This is a genomic window from Parasediminibacterium paludis (assembly GCF_042651445.1).
GTDB lineage: Bacteria > Bacteroidota > Bacteroidia > Chitinophagales > Chitinophagaceae > Parasediminibacterium > Parasediminibacterium paludis.
Genome location: NZ_JBHSDC010000001.1, coordinates 38717 through 56184 on the forward strand (window position 1 = coordinate 38717; position 17468 = coordinate 56184).

Sequence of the window (17468 nt, forward strand, 5' to 3'; positions counted from 1 at the left end):
CAAAACAATTTGACATCTTTTTTTATTCTGTTAATTTTGCAAAAATAATTTGTTCCAAAATTTGTGGATTTACCTGTAATTCCTACTTGGTTTATACATGCAATACACGATATTTGCCATCATTTTTTATACAGTAGAATAAACGAATCTAATGAAAGATTTCTCGTACATCACCAATTCTCATCCATCTTATATTGAAAATCTGTACTCAGAGTTTGTGAAAAACCCCAACAGTGTTGATGTTGAACTCAAAAAGTTTTTTGAAGGTTTTGATTTTGCGGTTACAAATGGTTCGGCTGCTATGAGCGGCACAGTTGCAGGTTCGTCAAGTGTTGATGCCGATTGGATGAAAGAAATTAGAGTGTATCGATTGATACTTGGTTACAGAAATAAAGGTCATTTATTGGCCAAAACAAATCCAATTAGGGAAAGAAAAGATAGAGGTGCTAATTTAGACTTACCTTTTTTTGGGTTAAGTGATGCCGATTTAAACACTGTTTTTCAAGCGGGTAATATTTTAGGATTAGGCGCTACTACTTTAAGTAATATTTTAGCCCATTTACAAAAAGTATATGCAACACATGTTGGTGTTGAATTTAAATATATCAGTGATCAAAAGAAAATAGATTGGTTGACTACTGAGATGGAGAAAAACTTCATTCAACCAATTAGTTTACCTAAAAAGAAACGCATACTTGAGAAGTTGAATCAAGGTGTGATGTTCGAAAAATTTTTACACACAAAATATATTGGTCAAAAACGTTTTTCACTTGAAGGCGGCGAAACAACGATTGCCGCTCTAGACGAAATTATTACAGAAGCTGCTAATCACGATGTAGAAGAAGTTGTAATAGGTATGGCGCATAGAGGTCGCTTGAATATTTTGGCTAATATTATGGGTAAAACCTACGAGCAAATATTCAGCGAGTTTGAAGGTACCGCAGTAATGGATCAAACCATGGGTAGCGGTGACGTAAAATACCATATGGGCTATGGCAGTGAAGTAACTACTGCTGATAACAAATCTATCCATTTAAAATTAATGCCTAACCCTTCTCACCTTGAAGCAGTAGACCCTGTGGTAGTAGGTTTTGCAAGAGCCAAAGCCGATGTATTGTATAAAAGCGATTTCGATAAAATTTTGCCTATATTAATCCACGGTGATGCTTCTGTAGCTGGTCAAGGTATTGTATACGAAGTATTACAAATGTGCCGCTTAAAAGGCTATTATACTGGTGGTACTATTCATTATGTTATTAATAATCAAATTGGTTTTACCACAGATTTCGAAGACGCTAGAAGTGCTGATTATTGCACTTCAATTGCATCGATGGTGCAGGCGCCCGTATTGCACGTTAATGGCGATGATGCGGAAGCGGTGGTACGTTGTGCATCCATTGCTGCACGTTATCGCCAAGAGTTTAATAGCGATATATTTCTAGATATGGTGTGCTACCGTAAACATGGCCATAACGAAGGTGACGATCCAAAATATACACAACCTCAATTATATGCTTTAATTGACAAACATGCTAATCCGCGTGAGCAATATGTACAATATTTATTGCAAAACGGTGAAGCAGACGCACAAGAATTGGCCAAAGAAATGGAGAAAAAATTCTGGGCCGACTTACAAGAGCGCCTAGATGAAGTAAAACAACATCCGCTACCTTACAAATACCAACAACCTGAATTGGCTTGGTTAGAAATGAAAAAAGCTGCACAAGCTGATTTTGAAAGCTCGCCATTTACCGCTATTTCTGAAGAAACTGCTAAACTATTATTTGATGGTTTAATGACATGGCCGGCTGACTTTAAGCCTTTGAAAAAAGTAGAAAAGCTAATTCAAGATAAAATAAAATTGCTTGAAACAGAGCAAAAAGTTGATTGGGCTACTGGTGAATTAATGGCGTATGGCTCGCTATTATTGGAAGGTAATATTGTAAGAATGAGTGGTCAAGATGTGAAGCGAGGTACATTTAGCCACAGACATGCCGTTATTCGTGATGAAGATACTAACGAAGAATACAATCGTTTGAACCATTTTACTAAAACACAAGCTGAATGCAGAATTTATAATTCGCTGTTGAGTGAGTACGGTGTACTAGGTTTTGAATACGGTTATGCATTAGCTAATCCTAATGCATTGGTAATTTGGGAAGCCCAATTTGGTGATTTTTGTAATGGTGCGCAAACCATGATAGACCAGTTTATCACTGCAGGTGAGCAAAAATGGCAACGTCAAAATGGGCTGGTAATGTTATTGCCACATGGTTATGAAGGGCAAGGACCTGAACATAGTAGCGCAAGATTGGAGCGTTTTTTACAAATGTGTGCTGAATTGAACATTGTTATTACCAATGTGACTACTGCGGCAAATTTGTTTCATGCATTGCGTAGACAACTAGCTTGGAACTTTAGAAAACCCTTAATTAACTTTTCTCCAAAAGCTAACTTACGTAGCCCAGGAACTTATAGTCATATTAGTGAGTTTTCAAATGGTGGCTTTAAAGAAGTGATAGATGATATTTTTGTTACCAATGCTGCCGAAGTGAAAAAAGTATTGTTCTGTACAGGTAAATTGTACTTTGAATTGGCAGATAGACAACAAAAGGAAAACATAACAGATGTTGCGTTGGTGAGATTAGAACAATTGTATCCTCTACCATACGAACAACTGGGCGTATTGTATAAAAAATATAGCAAAGCTGTATGGTTTTGGGTACAGGAAGAACCACTAAATATGGGTGCTGCAACGTTTTTACAAATGAATTTGAAATCAATCAATTTCGGTGTCATTAGTCGTCATGCTAGTGCTGCAACAGCTACTGGCTACGCCAAAGTACATGCACAAGAACAGAAAGAGATTATAGATACTGCATTTAGTATATAATCGGTCATCCCGAGGTAAAGCATTCTCTTAAGAAAAGGCTTCGCTTCTCAAAATGACAAAGTAGGAGAAATTAAATAGCGATATAAAACAATATACCGAAAGTCTTCGGTATTGAGACGTAATAGAGGCTGGATAATGGTACAAAAGCTGGTAACAAAAAGAAAACATAACTACACAATAGAATTTTATGATTGATATTAAAGTGCCTACCGTTGGCGAATCGATAAGTGAAGTAACCTTGTTAAAATGGACGAAAAGAGAAGGTAGCTATGTAGAGCGTGATGAAGTAATTGCTGAACTTGAGAGTGAAAAAGCAACGTTTGAAGTGAACGCAGAGAAAGCGGGTGTGCTTAAACAATTAGCTACAGAGGGCGATACCATTTTAATTGGATCGGTATTAGCACAGATTGATGAAACTGCCGAAAAGCCTACTGTGGAAGCAAAACCACAAGAGACTAAGGTTCAAGAAACTATTGCTAAACCAATAGCAAGTACTCCACAACCTGCAACAGATATTAAAGCAACACCTGTTGCTTCAGCTATTATTGCTGATAAGAAAGTAGATACTACGAGTATTACACCTAGTGGTTTTGGGGGGAAAATCATGAAAAATGATGTATTGGATGCGTTGAATCATCCTGGTAAAAAAGCATTTGCTGGTGTTGAATTATTTACACGAAATGTACGTGTAGAAAAAATGAGCAACCTCCGCAAAACCATTAGCCGCAGATTGGTAGAAGCTAAAAATACAACTGCTATGTTAACCACATTCAATGAGGTTGATATGACAGCTATTATGGCAACAAGAAAATTGTATAAAGATAAATTTAAAGAAAACCACGGTGTAAATTTGGGCTTTATGAGCTTTTTTGCAAAAGCATGTGCGATTGCATTGAGCGAATGGCCTGCTGTAAACGCTTACATAGATGGCGATAGTTTACAATACCATGACTACGCAGATATTAGTATAGCTGTAAGCACACCAAGGGGCTTAACCGTGCCTGTAATTAGAAATGTAGAAAGCCTAAGCATGGCTGAAATAGAGAAAGCTGTAGTAGTATTGGCTGGTAAAGCTAGAGATAGCAAATTAACCGCTGAAGACCTGCAAGGGGGTACATTTACTATTACCAATGGCGGCGTATTTGGTAGTTTAATGAGTACACCAATTATCAACGTGCCACAAAGTGCTATCTTGGGTATGCACAAAATTCAGGATAGAGCAATGGTGATTGATGGTAAAATAGAGGTTCGTCCTATGATGTATCTGGCATTGAGTTATGATCATCGTGTCATTGACGGCAGAGAAAGTGTTAGTTTTTTAGTAAGAGTAAAAGAACTATTAGAAAAACCAGAACTATTACTAATTGGTAAAGATCCTGTGAAAACTTTATTGGAATTATAGATATCTTTAATGCAAAATGTTTTTATGAGAAGCAACCTTCTTCTAATAGCTTGTTTTGTACTATTTGGTTTTACTTCTTGCCAAAAAAGCATTGAGTGGAATGATTTGGTATTAACACCTACTACTCCAGTAACACCCCCACCTGGTGGTACGACTAGTAGTTTATTAGTGAAACTGGTTACATTATCAAATATAGATACATTAACTTATAATTATACCTACGATAGTGCAAATAAGTTGGTTAAAATCACAACTGTTGGCTTATCTAATGGTAGCAAAGTAGATAATTTAGAAATATTGGTGCGAGATGCTAACGAAAGATTGATACAATATAATAAAATCTCTTATTCTTCAACCTCAACCAATGCATCTGGATACGATACTACTATCACCAAGGTACATTATCCTACAAATTCTAATAATTTTGATTATACTGTATCAAATGCCTTCATTAGTGGGTTGTATTTAACTGATAGTACTACTTATACTTATGTTAATGGAAAAATAACGCAATTAAAACTTTATTATAGTAATGCATTAACGCTTGGGCAGTCTGTTTTAGCCATTGGGTCAAATTATACGTATGATGCAAACGGAAATGTTACTTCGCTCAAAAATTATGATTATGCAACGTCTACTGCACCAACATTATATTCAGAACTTGCATATACATTTGATAATAAAAAATCGCCTTTGATGCTTGGAAATGAAGCAATTGTGATAAATGCGGATCTAGTATATATTGGGGCTAATAATGGGTTATCTGCTTCTTATAAAGATTATTCTAGTACGCAAAGCAGTACAGCAAATATTAGTTATACGTATTCTTACAACACGAACGGCTATCCTACGCAAGCTAATGGAACAGGATCTTCTAGCTCGTCAAATATACCTACCATGTTACAAGCGTTTTATTTTTACCAGTAATATTTAATTATACATCTCGTAAAGCCGTTGAGTTGTCTCAGCGGCTTTATTATTAACCATAAATGAAGTATATACATAAACATATTAGTACAGCTGCTAGCATTATTGCTACTTACAGTGGTGCAATGCCATTAAGTAATTATCTTAAACAATTCTTTGCTGCGAATAAAAAATATGGTGGTAAAGACAGAAAATATATCGCACATTTTTGCTTTTTGTATTACCGTTTGGTAGGTGCCTGTCCTAAATTGCCAATAGAAGAAACTATTAAAATAGCTCTTTTTTTGTCAAGCGATGATACAAGTGATTATCTAGATATTTTTCCAAACGAATGGCGACCTAAACTCAATGAAATATTAAATAATAAGTTAGTGTTTATTGTTTCAGTGTATCCATCCATCAATATCCATCTTTGTTTTCCATTACTTAATGAACTGAGTGAAGGTATTGATGCAACTAGTTTTTCTATTTCGCATTTACAACAACCTGATTTATTTTTACGCATAAGACCTAAGCAGAAAGAAAAGGTACTAGAGAAATTGGCTGCTGCTGGTATTAACTATCAATTGGTAAATGATACTTGCGTTGCTTTGCCAAACAACTCAAAAATAGAAGAGGTTTTGCAACTAGATAGGGAAGTAGTGGTGCAAGACTTTTCTTCGCAGCGCATAGGTGAGTTTTTAACCTTAGTAACTATATCCAATATCTCAAATCAGGCCACCACTGTTTGGGATTGCTGCGCTGCAAGTGGCGGTAAATCAATATTAGCAGCAGATATATTGGGTAATTTAAGGCTAACAGTTAGCGATATTAGAGGTTCGATTATTCAAAATCTAAAAAATAGATTAGCAAAAGCAGGTGTACCTATTCACAACGTGTTTGTAAAAGATTTAGCAATTAGTAATCAATCATTAGCAACTAGTAATAGTTATCAGCTTATTATTTGTGATGCGCCATGCAGTGGCAGTGGTACGTGGGGACGTACGCCAGAGCAATTGTACTTTTTTAAACAAAGTGATATCGGCAAATATGTGCATTTGCAACAAAAAATTGTTACAAGTACGATACCTCAATTAGATCGAAATGGTTATTTTATGTATATTACTTGTTCTGTATTTAAAAAAGAAAATGAGAAAATGGTTGATTTTATTTTACAGCAATATTCTGGTTTATCGCTAATAAAACAAGCATTGCTTATTGGATATAATCAAAAAGCTGATAGCATGTTTGCAGCCTTATTTCAATTAAAAGATTAATCTATAATTATTTATTGCATAAAAAAGCCACTCACGACTTGAGTGGCTTTTTTACATTTGCTATTTACTATTTACTATTTACTATTTACTATATATTTACTAATTACCTTGACCTATCATCTCTGTACCACCACTCTGGTCTGCCTTTGTATTTTTACGTTTAAATAATGTTGCATCGAACTTACCAAAGCGATAGCTGAAGTTAATGCGTAACACTTGCGGGTCTCTGCGTCTTTCGCTAATTTGGTTGAAATATATACTTTCAGAATATGTTTTGGAGATTTGTGTTCTAAACATATCATTCATACTTAGGGTTAAAGAGCCGCTTTGACCATTTTTCCAGGTCCAATCTTTGCGCAGTGCTATATCAAAACTGTATCTAGGGAAGTTGTAACCTTGTGCTGTAGCACTAGAACCACCACCACCATAGAAACCGCCACCGCCGCCGCCACGGCTACCACCACCCCCACCGCCTTGAGACAGTACGCTTTTTGAGCTATAATCGCCACTAAATTGTATTGAAACACCTTTTTTAAATTTAAAGCTATTATTCATTTTACCAAACCAACTTACCTGCTCGTTATTTGAGCCATTGCCCACATTGGTTGAGTTAATTTTTGAATTAAAAAGGTTAACGTTTAGTGTTAAATCCCAAAATTTAGTGACAGGTAATTTATTCGTTACTTCTAAGCCATAAGCAATACTACTATTAGCATTAATATAAGTATTAAATACCACGCTATCTGCAGTTGTAAGTTGTGGTGCAGGGTTTTTATCTTTATACTGATAACGTGTAATTAAGTTATCTGTTTGTTTAAAGTAAGCAGTAACTAACAAGTTAGCGCCTTTTTTATAAGCATTATTATAAGAAACTTCAAACGAATTGGTAAATTCAGGTTTTAAATTCGCATTACCATTACTCAAGTTTAATGGATCTGTATAATCAATGAATGGTATCAACTGAAAGAAATTGGGACGATTTATTCTACGAGAATAGTTCAATTGTAAGTCTTGTTTATCAGTTAATTTATATGTGATAAAAGCACTTGGGAACAAGCTGATAGGGAAACTTACTCTAAAAGAAGAATCCTTAGAAGAAGTTGCACTTAAAATATTGCCTTTGTAATCAGAGCTTTCTGCACGCAAACCTAACTGATAACTAAATCGATTGGCTTTCCAGCTAATATTTGCATAAGCAGCATATACAGCATCTGTGTATTTATAATTAGAACTTAGCAATGGAAAATAATCGTAAAACCCAGTTGAGCTATTATAGAAATATTGGTTATTTAGGTTGCTAAAATCTCTAAGCGCCGCTCTACCCCCAAGTTCTAATTTGGTATTTTCAGTTATTGGATTTTCATAATCAACTTGCGCAGTTAAAAACTTATTCTCGCCACTACCCAAAGTTTGTTGCTTAATAGGCGCTTTGGTGGGTGTAATGGTGTATGGATAGTAGTTCTGTGTGTTGATTAATGAATTATTATTATTGGTACTGTAATTATAGTTTAAATCGGCACTGATATTATGGCCGTTCTTCTCAAAATTATGTTTAAAGCTTAAAGAAGAACCAAAGTTTTTAAAGTTAGAAACAGAATTACTGACAATTGAATTATAAGATTTATAAATACCGCCACTAGTAGAGTCAACTTGTTGCTCCTGGTCACCATTAAATTGACCTCTATTAAAGTTAGCAGCAATACTAACGGTGTTTCTGTTATCTACAAAATAATCTAAACCGCCCCGTAAGAAACCAAAATAACCCTCATTGGTACTTTTTTGATTTTGGCTAATTTGGTCAGGTTTTGTACCAAAATCGTTTCTATCTGTAGTGTTGGTAGAAATAGATTTGCGTTGATTGTAAACACCGCTTAAAAAGAAGTTAACTTTATTTTGACGAAGGTTTAAATCGCCACCACCATTAAATTTTCCACGGCTATCTACACCCGCTCTAATACCACCATTGTATCCTACTTTTTTATTTTTCTTTAATACAATATTTAAAATACCAGCACCACCACCGCTCGCATCATATTTTGCAGACGGATTAGTAATAATTTCTACTTTTTCAATTAAGTCGGCAGGTATTTGGTCTAATGTTAAAGTTGTTGGTCTGCCATCTACAAATATAGTCGGCGATGCATTTCTTAAAGTAACATTGCCATCAATATCTACACTTAATGAAGGAATACTCTTCATAATTTCTGTTGCTGTTTGGCCAGTGCTCACCAAGTTTTTATCTACATTAAATACTTTTCTGTCGATGCCAAGTTCAAATAATGGTTTAGCCGTAGAAGTTACTGTCACACTTTCTAATTGTGTTGCATCTTGCTCCAATTTAATATTGCCGAGGTCTTTGTCTGCTGCGGCAGCAATAGCTGCAAAATCTGGTTGAGAACCTGCAGCAGGGAATTTTATGCCAAAGCTTACTATATTTTCCGCTGCTTTATAACCTACTGCAGACAATTTCATTTTGAAATTACCAAAAATCGATATGCCTTCTAGGCTAAAATCACCGTTCGCTTCAGTAATGACAGTTTTTAAAACAGCTTGTTTCATTTGTTTGGTAATCGTATCAAATCTATTGCCTGTTAACTGAACTGATACACCAGGAATACCTTTGTTGGTTTGTTTGTCAACAATTTTGCCATATAAATGACCAATGTTTACGTTTTGTCCACCACCGCGACCAGTCGCACCCGCTGGTTTGCCCGCGCTTGGGTATTGAGCCTGAGAAATGAATGTGCTTGCTAATAAAATGCCTAATAAGAAAAATTTCTTCATGTGTTTCTAAATAATATTGTGCAAAGGTGATACCTAGAAATTAGGTATTTAATGGCTTCTATACGAACGGTATAAAGACAAATTTGAAAGGATTTTGATGGGCTAAATGCTACCAGAACTAAATATTTGTCGGTGAATTAGAACTTAAGTAATGTTATGCCTATTTGTAAAATACCAATAATAAAGCCTATTACAGCGCCAATCAATTTTATGTAGCGCAATTGCTTGTTCATTACATTATAAAATATTTCTTCTAGTTTATCGCTAGAAATGGAAGCTACTTTTTGGGTAATAATTTGCGCTAAGTCTAGGTCTTTTTGTAAGTTGTTCACATAGCTTCCCATTAAGGCTGGAAATAAGGTTTTCAATTCTTCCATAAAAACCCCTTTAAGTTCCGAGATGGTTTTTTCGCCAATAAACATGCTGATAACGGGCATTTTTTCGGCCAATTTTACCCTTAAAAAATGATCAATATGTGTTCCAACTACCGGCATTAGTTTTTCGATATTCTCAGCATTGGTAACTTTTGCAATAATATCTTCAAAGGATAGCAATTCTGCACTTGCTAATGTACCAAGTTTAGCTGCAATTAGAGGTTGATTTTTAGGAAGGATACCTTGGAAACGAATACCTAATATTTTTTTAGGCACTTTTGGGTGAAAGAGCATTTTAATGGCTAACCCGTTGATATACCAACCAATACCTGCCGAAATGATAGGGATAAGCAATAAACCTAAAGTCATGATGTATTATTTATTTGCCACTAAGGCATTGAAACCCAAAGTATAAAACACGGAAAACAAAAATTGGTTAATTCCTAAAGCTTTTTTAAAAAATTTAGATAATTATTGTCAGTGTTTCAGTGCCTCTGTGGCTAATTATAAAAAAACCTCGAAAGTTTTACACTCTCAAGGTTTACCAATTATTGAGGGAGAACAATGGGTCTCGAACCCACGACCTACAGAACCACAATCTGTCGCTCTAACCTACTGAGCTATGCCCTCCATTTGTTTGGGCTGCAAATATAAGGGGGATTTTTATTTTAGAAAAGAGATTTTAAAAAAGTTTTTTGTCAACCAAAAGAGTAAATTAGGTTTAGTAGCAAACCCTCTCGCGGAATAAAATACGAGATAAAATATAACTAAAAATGCCTATTTAATATTAAATTAACGTATATTTTAATATTTTACTGCGCCTATAGATCCATCGCTACTTGGCAATAATTCGTAAACAAATTGTGGTTTAATTGCATCCTCGGTGCGGTGCGATACGTACAAAATGGCTGTACTGCTTTCCGCGGCTATTTTATTAATCAGGTTGCTCAACATTGTTACATTATCATCATCTAAACCTTCGGTTGGCTCGTCTAAAATTAATAGTGGTGGGTGTTTCACCATAGCACGTACTATTAAAGCCATGCGCTGCTGCCCCATAGATAATTTACAGAAAGGCGTGTTTTTTAACTGCGTCATGCCTATAAGTGCGAGCCAATCATTTGCTAGTTTCAATTGCCCATCACTTGGTAAATTGTACAAGCCAATAGAATCGAAAAAGCCGCCGATAATCATTTGCAACAATGTATGCCTTGTGCTAAACAAATCTGTCATAGCAGGGGTGAGGTAGCCTATTTTGTCTTTTATTTCCCACACGGTCTCGCCACTGCCTTTGCGCTTGCCAAACAAATACAAATCTTGCCCGTAAGCTTTAGGGTTGTCGCCATTAATCATGGTAAGCATAGTGGTTTTACCAGAACCATTTGGGCCAATTAACTGCCAAAATTCCCCAGCTTTTATGGTCCAATTGATGTTGCGAATAATGGTGTGGTCTTCGTATTTTACCGTTACATTCTTAAATTCAACCAAGGTATTAGTACTTATTTCATAATGCTTTAAAGGTGGCGGTATACTGCCTGTAAAATGGGTGGTTTGGTTGGTGGTAGTATTGTTTAACGCATAGGTATTGCTAATAAAATCTAGCTTATCTAGCTTGCGGGTAGCCACTTGAATAATGGCGGTTTGGTGAGCAATATTTGTGAGTTCGTTGCGAAGCATTTGCAGCGAAGCCACATCTAAATTATCAAATGGATTGTCGAGAATGATGAAATCTGGTTGCTGCGATAATAAGTAGGCCAACAAGGCTTTTTTACGCTCACCGCTTGACATTGATTTAAGTGTGCGATTGGTATTTTTCAATACATCTGTATGTTCATGTCGGTCTTCCTCTTCTATAAATGCATTTAAAGTAATGGTAGAAAATAGTAGCCCTTTTTGTGAGTTAAAGGCTGTAAAAGGCTCGGCTGCATGGCCTTGTAATAGCTGCTGTATAAAGCTTTGGTGATTGGTAGTGTTGTTAATGAATATTGCCCAATGGTTGATTGTTGTTGTCTGAACCATGATTTGGTAGGATTAAAATGATTGCTTTGATTTCTTTACCCATAATTCTCTGCCAGTTGTAGCTTCTTTATTCTTGCTACAATAGCGCCTTTGGTACGTTTAAAATGTTTTATCATATCGGTAATGTTTTTGCCTTTGCAGAACATAGCAGTTAGTTCCGCATCTAGTTCAGCCGTCCAGGGTTGGTAAGCACCATTGTGTTTTTCTCTTACCAATTCTACTGAATAAGTTTTGCCTTTGGTGCTAGCAATATATGGCGGCTTTTTGGTGTTTTGCGCTTTGGCTTTTTGCTTGTCTTCTGCCGATATTTTTGGTATTACATAAATGTTCGTAGCAGGTGGAAAATCAATAGGCATCAACGCTTCAGGTATGTGTAGCGAGTGTTTGGCTCGTGTTATAGCAACGTACAACAAGTTAATTTCTTCATTAAGCTTGGTAGTATTCAGTGCTTCTTTTTTAGTATCTGCTAAGGTTTTTTCTAGCTTCTCTTCATTAATAAAGTCATTGGCTAAATGAATAATATCGTATTCCATGCCTTTGCAACGATGCACCGTAGAGAAGATGATATCAGCTTTTTCTTTCTCATCATTTGGTAAGTGCTTGTCTTTGATAGCTTTAATAATACTAGGAATTTCATTGCCATATTCTTTCACTATTTCTACCATCATACCAAGTTGCATGTCTTCGGTTTTTTCAATATACTCTTTCAGTTCTTCAATGTCTTTCATGGCCTTAATTAAATTGTCTCTAATTAAGTCACGTTTCCCATTTTGTAAGTTCAGCACATCGTACAGCGAAGCGCCTTCATCTGCGTAGGTGTAAGAATTGATATTACCTTCGAAGTAAATATGTTTGATGTCTTTTTTCTCGGTTACATATTCAATGGCCTTTAGCAATAAGCCTAAATTGGTTCTTGCAATTACGGCTACGGTTGCTTTTGTTTTGCTTTTGCCTTTACCGTTAATGGTTACAGGTTTGTGTGTGGTCAATTGTTCTTTCCATTGCAACACATCTACAGCTAAGTCTGCTATTGGCTGCGCAAAACGAAAACTAGTAGATAAATGATAAGTTGTAAAATCGGCTTTTTCAAGCGAGTTAACCGCATAGCGCCAGCCATAAATTTGCTGATGTGTATCGCCTACAATCACTTTGGTAGCTGCTTGTTGCAGAAAAATAGCCAACATTGCAGGTGACGCATCTTGCCCCTCATCAAACAATATGTAATCGTAGCCAAGTTGTGGGTTGGCCAATTGGAATTTTTTCAAGTAAAAATCATGGGTTATCTCTATCTCGGCGTTATCCATTTTTCCCAACACAATTCTTGCTTGCTTTTCTATGTATTGATAATTGGCCGCCACAAATGTTCTCGCTACAGGATCGGCAACAATATCTAAATAATTGAGTTCTTGCACTTTGTGTTTATCGCTGTTGCAGAAGTAAGCAATCATTTTATTAATGTGATTGGCAATAATGTATTCAGCATGTTTTTCGCCAGTGGCTTTTAAGCTAAGCAGTTCTGCTATTTCATTGGTTTTGTAGCCTTGCGGCCTCACTTTGTAATTGCTTCGGTAAACAATGTATTTAAATGCCAGTGAATGTGCGGTTTCTACGGTTACATTAGTTAATCCTATTTCTGCAAATTTTTTAATGGCTTCTAGCTTCACAGATTTATTAAAAGCCAAGTATAAAATACGACTAGTGGCAGGTTTTGCCTTAGCATAAGCAATAACAGTGGTTGTTTTACCTGACCCTGCTACTGCATTTATTTTTATATTACCTTTTGATTGAATAATAGCCGCTTGTTCTTCTGTTAATGTCATAAGGCGTTAAATAAAAAATAATATGATGACATAACTGCTAATATATACATATTAAAATAAAATTACCAAATCGAATTATAAACAAAAGTTTTAGCTGTAAAATATGAGTGCTAAAGTAAAAGTTGCAGTACATACAACATGTTTGTAACAATAGCTAGGAGCAATAAAATGTTAAAAATATTAAATATTTATATTGCCATTGGCTACCGCAATATTTCTACCGATAAGTGATGTTTAAAAAATCGCCAGTCTTTGCATTGACAATATTTGTTTTTATGGTGATGCTTTCACCAAAAACGAGTACATCAACTTCTTGATAGCTGCCAAAATACCTTATTGCGGTTGCTTCGCCTTTAAATGAAGGTTCGTTACTGTTGGTGATAATGAAATGTTCTGGGCGTAAAAAAGTGTTGCTAGCAATGCCGTTATCTTCTAAAATAGTGGCCAAAGAAGTTGCCAGCTTTTTGCTAATGGTATTGTATTTGCCAAACAAGCCTGCCGTGTAAGCATCTACAGGTTTTGTGTAAATATGGTAAGGTGTATCGTGTTGAATAACCAAACCATTACGCATAACGATAATGTCATCGGCCCAAGAAAGGGTGTCAAGCGGGTCGTGGGAAATAATGATACAAGAAAGGTTTAGTTGCTCGCTGAGATCTTTAATGACGTCTTTTAAAATGTTTTTATGAATCATGTCGAGATTAGAAAATGGCTCGTCAAGTAGTAATAATCTTGGTGCAGATATAATAAGTTTTGCTAAAGCTACTCGTTGTTTTTCGCCACCTGACAACTCATCGGTACGTCTTTTCAATAAATGATCTATCCGACACATTTTGTATAAAGCCTTTGCTTTCTCGTCCTTTTCGGCTTCTTCGTCCCACAAAGGATTGGCGTAAATGAGTACTTGTTCAACAGTTAAAAAATTGGGCAATTCAAACTGCTGAGATAAATAAGCAATGCCCGGATGGCCGGGAATTAATTCATACAAAGGTCCCATAACTTTTTTGCCTTCAAATAGTATTGTGCCGCTATCTGGCTGTTCCAAGCCCGCGATAATTTTTAAAAGTGTTGATTTGCCAGAGCCCGTTTCGCCTGCGATGGCTATTTTTTGGCCAATCGCTTGCGTAAAATTAGTTTTCTCTAGTTCAAAGCCTTTCTTATTTTTTTTTGAAATATCAATAACGCGTAACAAACTCATGTGGCGAAATTAAAACAATGCAGTTGTATCTGATTGATAAACTATTATTGTCATATTGAATGAAATCAAAGTTGAAATTTCCTTTATATTGAGATGTATAGGCTTAAAAGAGCAGTAATTTATACACTTAATGTTAAGATTTTCTGAAAATTTAGCAGTATAGGGACTATTAGTTTAATACGTATTTGGCAAAATCTTTATTTTTTAGTACATTTGCATTATAAAAATCTGCATGATGAATTACAATTGATTTAGCTACAGTGGATTTGCTCAAAAATAAAATAATAGATGAAGCCAAAAGAAGTGGTTGAGATTATTGAACCTAAAAAAATAATCGTTGGTAACAAAAAAGCACCAATAACAATAACAGAATTTGTAGATTATGAAAGCGATGAGTGCGCAAAAGTAAATGAAGTAGTTGCGGCCTTATTGGAAACATATCCTGATAAAATTAATTTCAATTTCCGTCATTTTCCATTATTAAAAATTCACCAAAAAGCGCATAAAGCTGCTGAAGCAGCTATTGCGATAGGTCAAGAAGGCGGCGAATTATTGTGGGAAATGCACAAAGAATTGTTTAGAAACAGAAAGAATCTGGGCGTAATTAGCTTAAAATCCTACGCAAAAGAAATTGGTACTACTAATAAAAAGTTTTTAGAAGATATTATTAATGGTACTTATGGTTGGACAGTGCAAGACGACCTTAATGAAGGCATTAAAATGGGCGTTACTACTGTACCTACTTTTTTCATCAACGGCGTGATGTTTGATAAGGAACCTACTTTTAAAAACTTGAGTGCACATATTGCAAGCTTGTCTGATAAAGCTGGCGACAAAAAGAAAGTTGAGGTTAAGAAAGTAAAAACTGCCTCACTTAACTAGTTGATTAATAAGGTTTAAAATTTTAAGCTGATACATCAAAGCCTTTGGGTATAGATGCTATCAGCTTTTTTGTGTAGCTACTAGAAGGATGGTGGTACACTTGTTCAGCAGCGCCAATTTCTTCAATCTTACCCTTATTCATTACCATAATTCTATCGCTGATATAACGAACTACTGATAAATCGTGCGAAATAAAAATGGCGGTAAAGCCAAAATCTTTCTTTAAATCGTTAAGTAAATTAAGTACTTGTGCTTGTACGCTTACATCTAAAGCACTTACGCTTTCGTCGCATACAATAAAACTTGGTTGCAATGCCAAAGCTCTTGCAATGACAATGCGCTGCCTTTGCCCACCACTAAATTCATGAGGGTATCTGTTGTAATGGTCGGCACTTAAACTTACTTTTTCAAGCAATTCAATCACATGTTCTTTTCTAGCTTTCGCATTGGTAATGATATTGTGTACAAGCAGCGGTTCTGCAATAGCTTCACCAATGGTTAATCGTGGATTAAGCGATGAGTAAGGATCTTGGAAAATAATCTGCATATCCTTACGTAATATTTTTAATTGGGTATTTGCTATTTCTATCAGATTTTCACCTTTATAAATAATGCTGCCGCTAGTAGCATCTATTAAACGTAGTAGGGTTCTGCCCAATGTACTTTTACCGCAGCCACTTTCGCCTACCAAGCCCAAGGTTTCGCCTTCATACACATCAAAGCTTACATCATCCACCGCTTTGTTATAATCTAAAACTTTACCTAAAAAAGTTTTTTTTGCAGGAAAATAGATTTTGAGGTTTTTGACAGACAAAAGGGTTGCTCGTTGCCTGTTGCTGGTTACTGGTTTTTGGTTGCTAGTTGTTTGTTGGTCATTGCTGGTTACTGGTAACTGGTAACTTGTAACTTGTTTTTCTGACATGAAATCGCTCACCAAAGGCAATCTTTCGCCTTTTTTATGCAAAATTGGTCTACATGCTAGTAATGCTTTGGTGTAAGGATGCTGCGCATTGATAAATATATTGGCTACCGTATTTTCTTCTACAATATTGCCTTTGTACAGTACCACTACTTTATCTGCAATTTCGGCTACTACACCAAGGTCGTGTGTAATGAAGATGATGCCCATTTGTGTTTGCTGCTGAAGCTGTTTTAATAAATGCAACACGTTCTTTTGAACGGTAACATCTAATGCGGTTGTTGGTTCATCGCAAATAAGTAAATCTGGTTCGCAACTCATCGCCACCGCAATCATTACCCGTTGTTTTTGTCCACCACTTATTTGATGCGGATAACGATGAAACAATGTTTCTGGATTGGGTAATTGTACCTGTTCAAACAAGGCCATGGTTGTAGTTTTGGCGGCTTCTTTACTGCAATTTTTATGCAGCAAAATGGCTTCCATTACTTGGTCTCCACAAGTAAGCACAGGGTTTAAAGAGGTCATGGGCTCTTGAAAAATCATCGCCACTTTATTACCCCTTATTTTGGTAAACGCGTCTTTTGATAATTGTAAAATATCAACCGTTTCTCCATTTGTAGTCAATAAAATTTCGCCGCTCTCGTACTTAATAGGTGGTGAAGGAATGAGTTGTAAAATAGATAGGGAAGTAACGGACTTTCCCGAACCACTTTCGCCTACAATGGCTACAATTTCACCATTGTTAACTGTGATATTAATATCGGTTATAGCCTTGTTGGTACTGCCATTGGCTTCAAAACTGATGTTAAGATTTTTTATTTGTAAAAGAGGCTCACTCATACTTAAAAGGTCAATATACGTCACTGAGTTAGAAAGATAATATTTTTTAAGTGCTTGTATCTAAATTTACTATTTTCGTTCATCAAGGAAATGGTGTCTTCCTATTAAACCGTCGCTTTACTTTAAGCACTAATGACGCCTACAAATAGTA

Annotated in this window: 11 protein-coding genes, 1 tRNA gene and 1 riboswitch; of the genes, 5 read left to right on the forward strand and 7 right to left on the reverse strand. The window is 35.8% G+C overall.

Going from position 1 to position 17468, the window contains the following annotated elements; all coding sequences use genetic code 11:
- Positions 1 to 151 precede the first annotated feature (151 nt).
- The 4 genes from ACFOW1_RS00150 (at position 152) to ACFOW1_RS00165 (ending at position 6478) form a co-directional block, all read left to right on the forward strand.
- Entirely contained in the window at positions 152 to 2893 is a 2742-nt protein-coding gene (locus ACFOW1_RS00150) for a 2-oxoglutarate dehydrogenase E1 component (protein ID WP_379011351.1), read from the forward strand.
- Between the two features lie 187 nt (positions 2894 to 3080).
- Entirely contained in the window at positions 3081 to 4295 is a 1215-nt protein-coding gene (gene odhB / locus ACFOW1_RS00155; RefSeq protein ID WP_379011352.1) for a 2-oxoglutarate dehydrogenase complex dihydrolipoyllysine-residue succinyltransferase, read from the forward strand.
- A gap of 24 nt (positions 4296 to 4319) precedes the next feature.
- Positions 4320 to 5222 carry a hypothetical protein gene (locus ACFOW1_RS00160; protein ID WP_379011353.1) on the forward strand — a complete coding sequence of 301 codons (903 nt, stop codon included), beginning with the start codon at positions 4320 to 4322 and terminating at the stop codon, positions 5220 to 5222.
- Positions 5223 to 5284: 62 nt separating this feature from the next.
- The gene (locus ACFOW1_RS00165; RefSeq protein WP_379011354.1) at positions 5285 to 6478 is read left to right on the forward strand and encodes an Fmu (Sun) domain-containing protein; all 1194 of its coding nucleotides are present in this window, start codon (positions 5285 to 5287) and stop codon (positions 6476 to 6478) included.
- A gap of 99 nt (positions 6479 to 6577) precedes the next feature.
- Here the strand turns inward: ACFOW1_RS00165 and ACFOW1_RS00170 are convergent, their stop codons facing one another.
- The 6 genes from ACFOW1_RS00170 to ACFOW1_RS00195 all read right to left on the reverse strand — a co-directional run bounded on the left by ACFOW1_RS00170 (position 6578) and on the right by ACFOW1_RS00195 (position 14673).
- Positions 6578 to 9262: a TonB-dependent receptor domain-containing protein gene (locus tag ACFOW1_RS00170; protein WP_379011355.1), complete on the reverse strand. Its 2685-nt coding sequence runs from the start codon at positions 9260 to 9262 to the stop codon at positions 6578 to 6580.
- Positions 9263 to 9399: 137 nt separating this feature from the next.
- Positions 9400 to 10005: a DUF445 domain-containing protein gene (locus tag ACFOW1_RS00175; protein ID WP_379011357.1), complete on the reverse strand. Its 606-nt coding sequence runs from the start codon at positions 10003 to 10005 to the stop codon at positions 9400 to 9402.
- A 187-nt stretch (positions 10006 to 10192) separates the two neighbouring features.
- Positions 10193 to 10266, reverse strand: a tRNA-His gene (locus tag ACFOW1_RS00180).
- A gap of 174 nt (positions 10267 to 10440) precedes the next feature.
- Positions 10441 to 11655 (reverse strand): ATP-binding cassette domain-containing protein, encoded by a 1215-nt coding sequence (locus tag ACFOW1_RS00185; protein WP_379011360.1) that lies wholly within the window; start codon positions 11653 to 11655, stop codon positions 10441 to 10443.
- Positions 11656 to 11690: 35 nt separating this feature from the next.
- On the reverse strand, positions 11691 to 13475 hold the full coding sequence (locus ACFOW1_RS00190; protein WP_379011361.1) for a UvrD-helicase domain-containing protein: 1785 nt from the start codon (positions 13473 to 13475) through the stop codon (positions 11691 to 11693).
- Positions 13476 to 13692: 217 nt separating this feature from the next.
- Positions 13693 to 14673 carry an ABC transporter ATP-binding protein gene (locus ACFOW1_RS00195; RefSeq protein ID WP_379011363.1) on the reverse strand — a complete coding sequence of 327 codons (981 nt, stop codon included), beginning with the start codon at positions 14671 to 14673 and terminating at the stop codon, positions 13693 to 13695.
- A gap of 288 nt (positions 14674 to 14961) precedes the next feature.
- On the opposite strand from ACFOW1_RS00195, the gene ACFOW1_RS00200 reads away from it, so the two are divergent.
- Positions 14962 to 15555: a DsbA family protein gene (locus ACFOW1_RS00200; protein ID WP_379011364.1), complete on the forward strand. Its 594-nt coding sequence runs from the start codon at positions 14962 to 14964 to the stop codon at positions 15553 to 15555.
- Positions 15556 to 15577: 22 nt separating this feature from the next.
- On the opposite strand, the gene ACFOW1_RS00205 is transcribed toward ACFOW1_RS00200, so the two are convergent.
- Positions 15578 to 17317, reverse strand: coding sequence for an ABC transporter ATP-binding protein (locus tag ACFOW1_RS00205; RefSeq protein ID WP_379011365.1), 1740 nt, complete (start codon positions 17315 to 17317; stop codon positions 15578 to 15580).
- A gap of 77 nt (positions 17318 to 17394) precedes the next feature.
- Positions 17395 to 17466, forward strand: a riboswitch (Fluoride riboswitch).
- Positions 17467 to 17468: the final 2 nt, after the last annotated feature.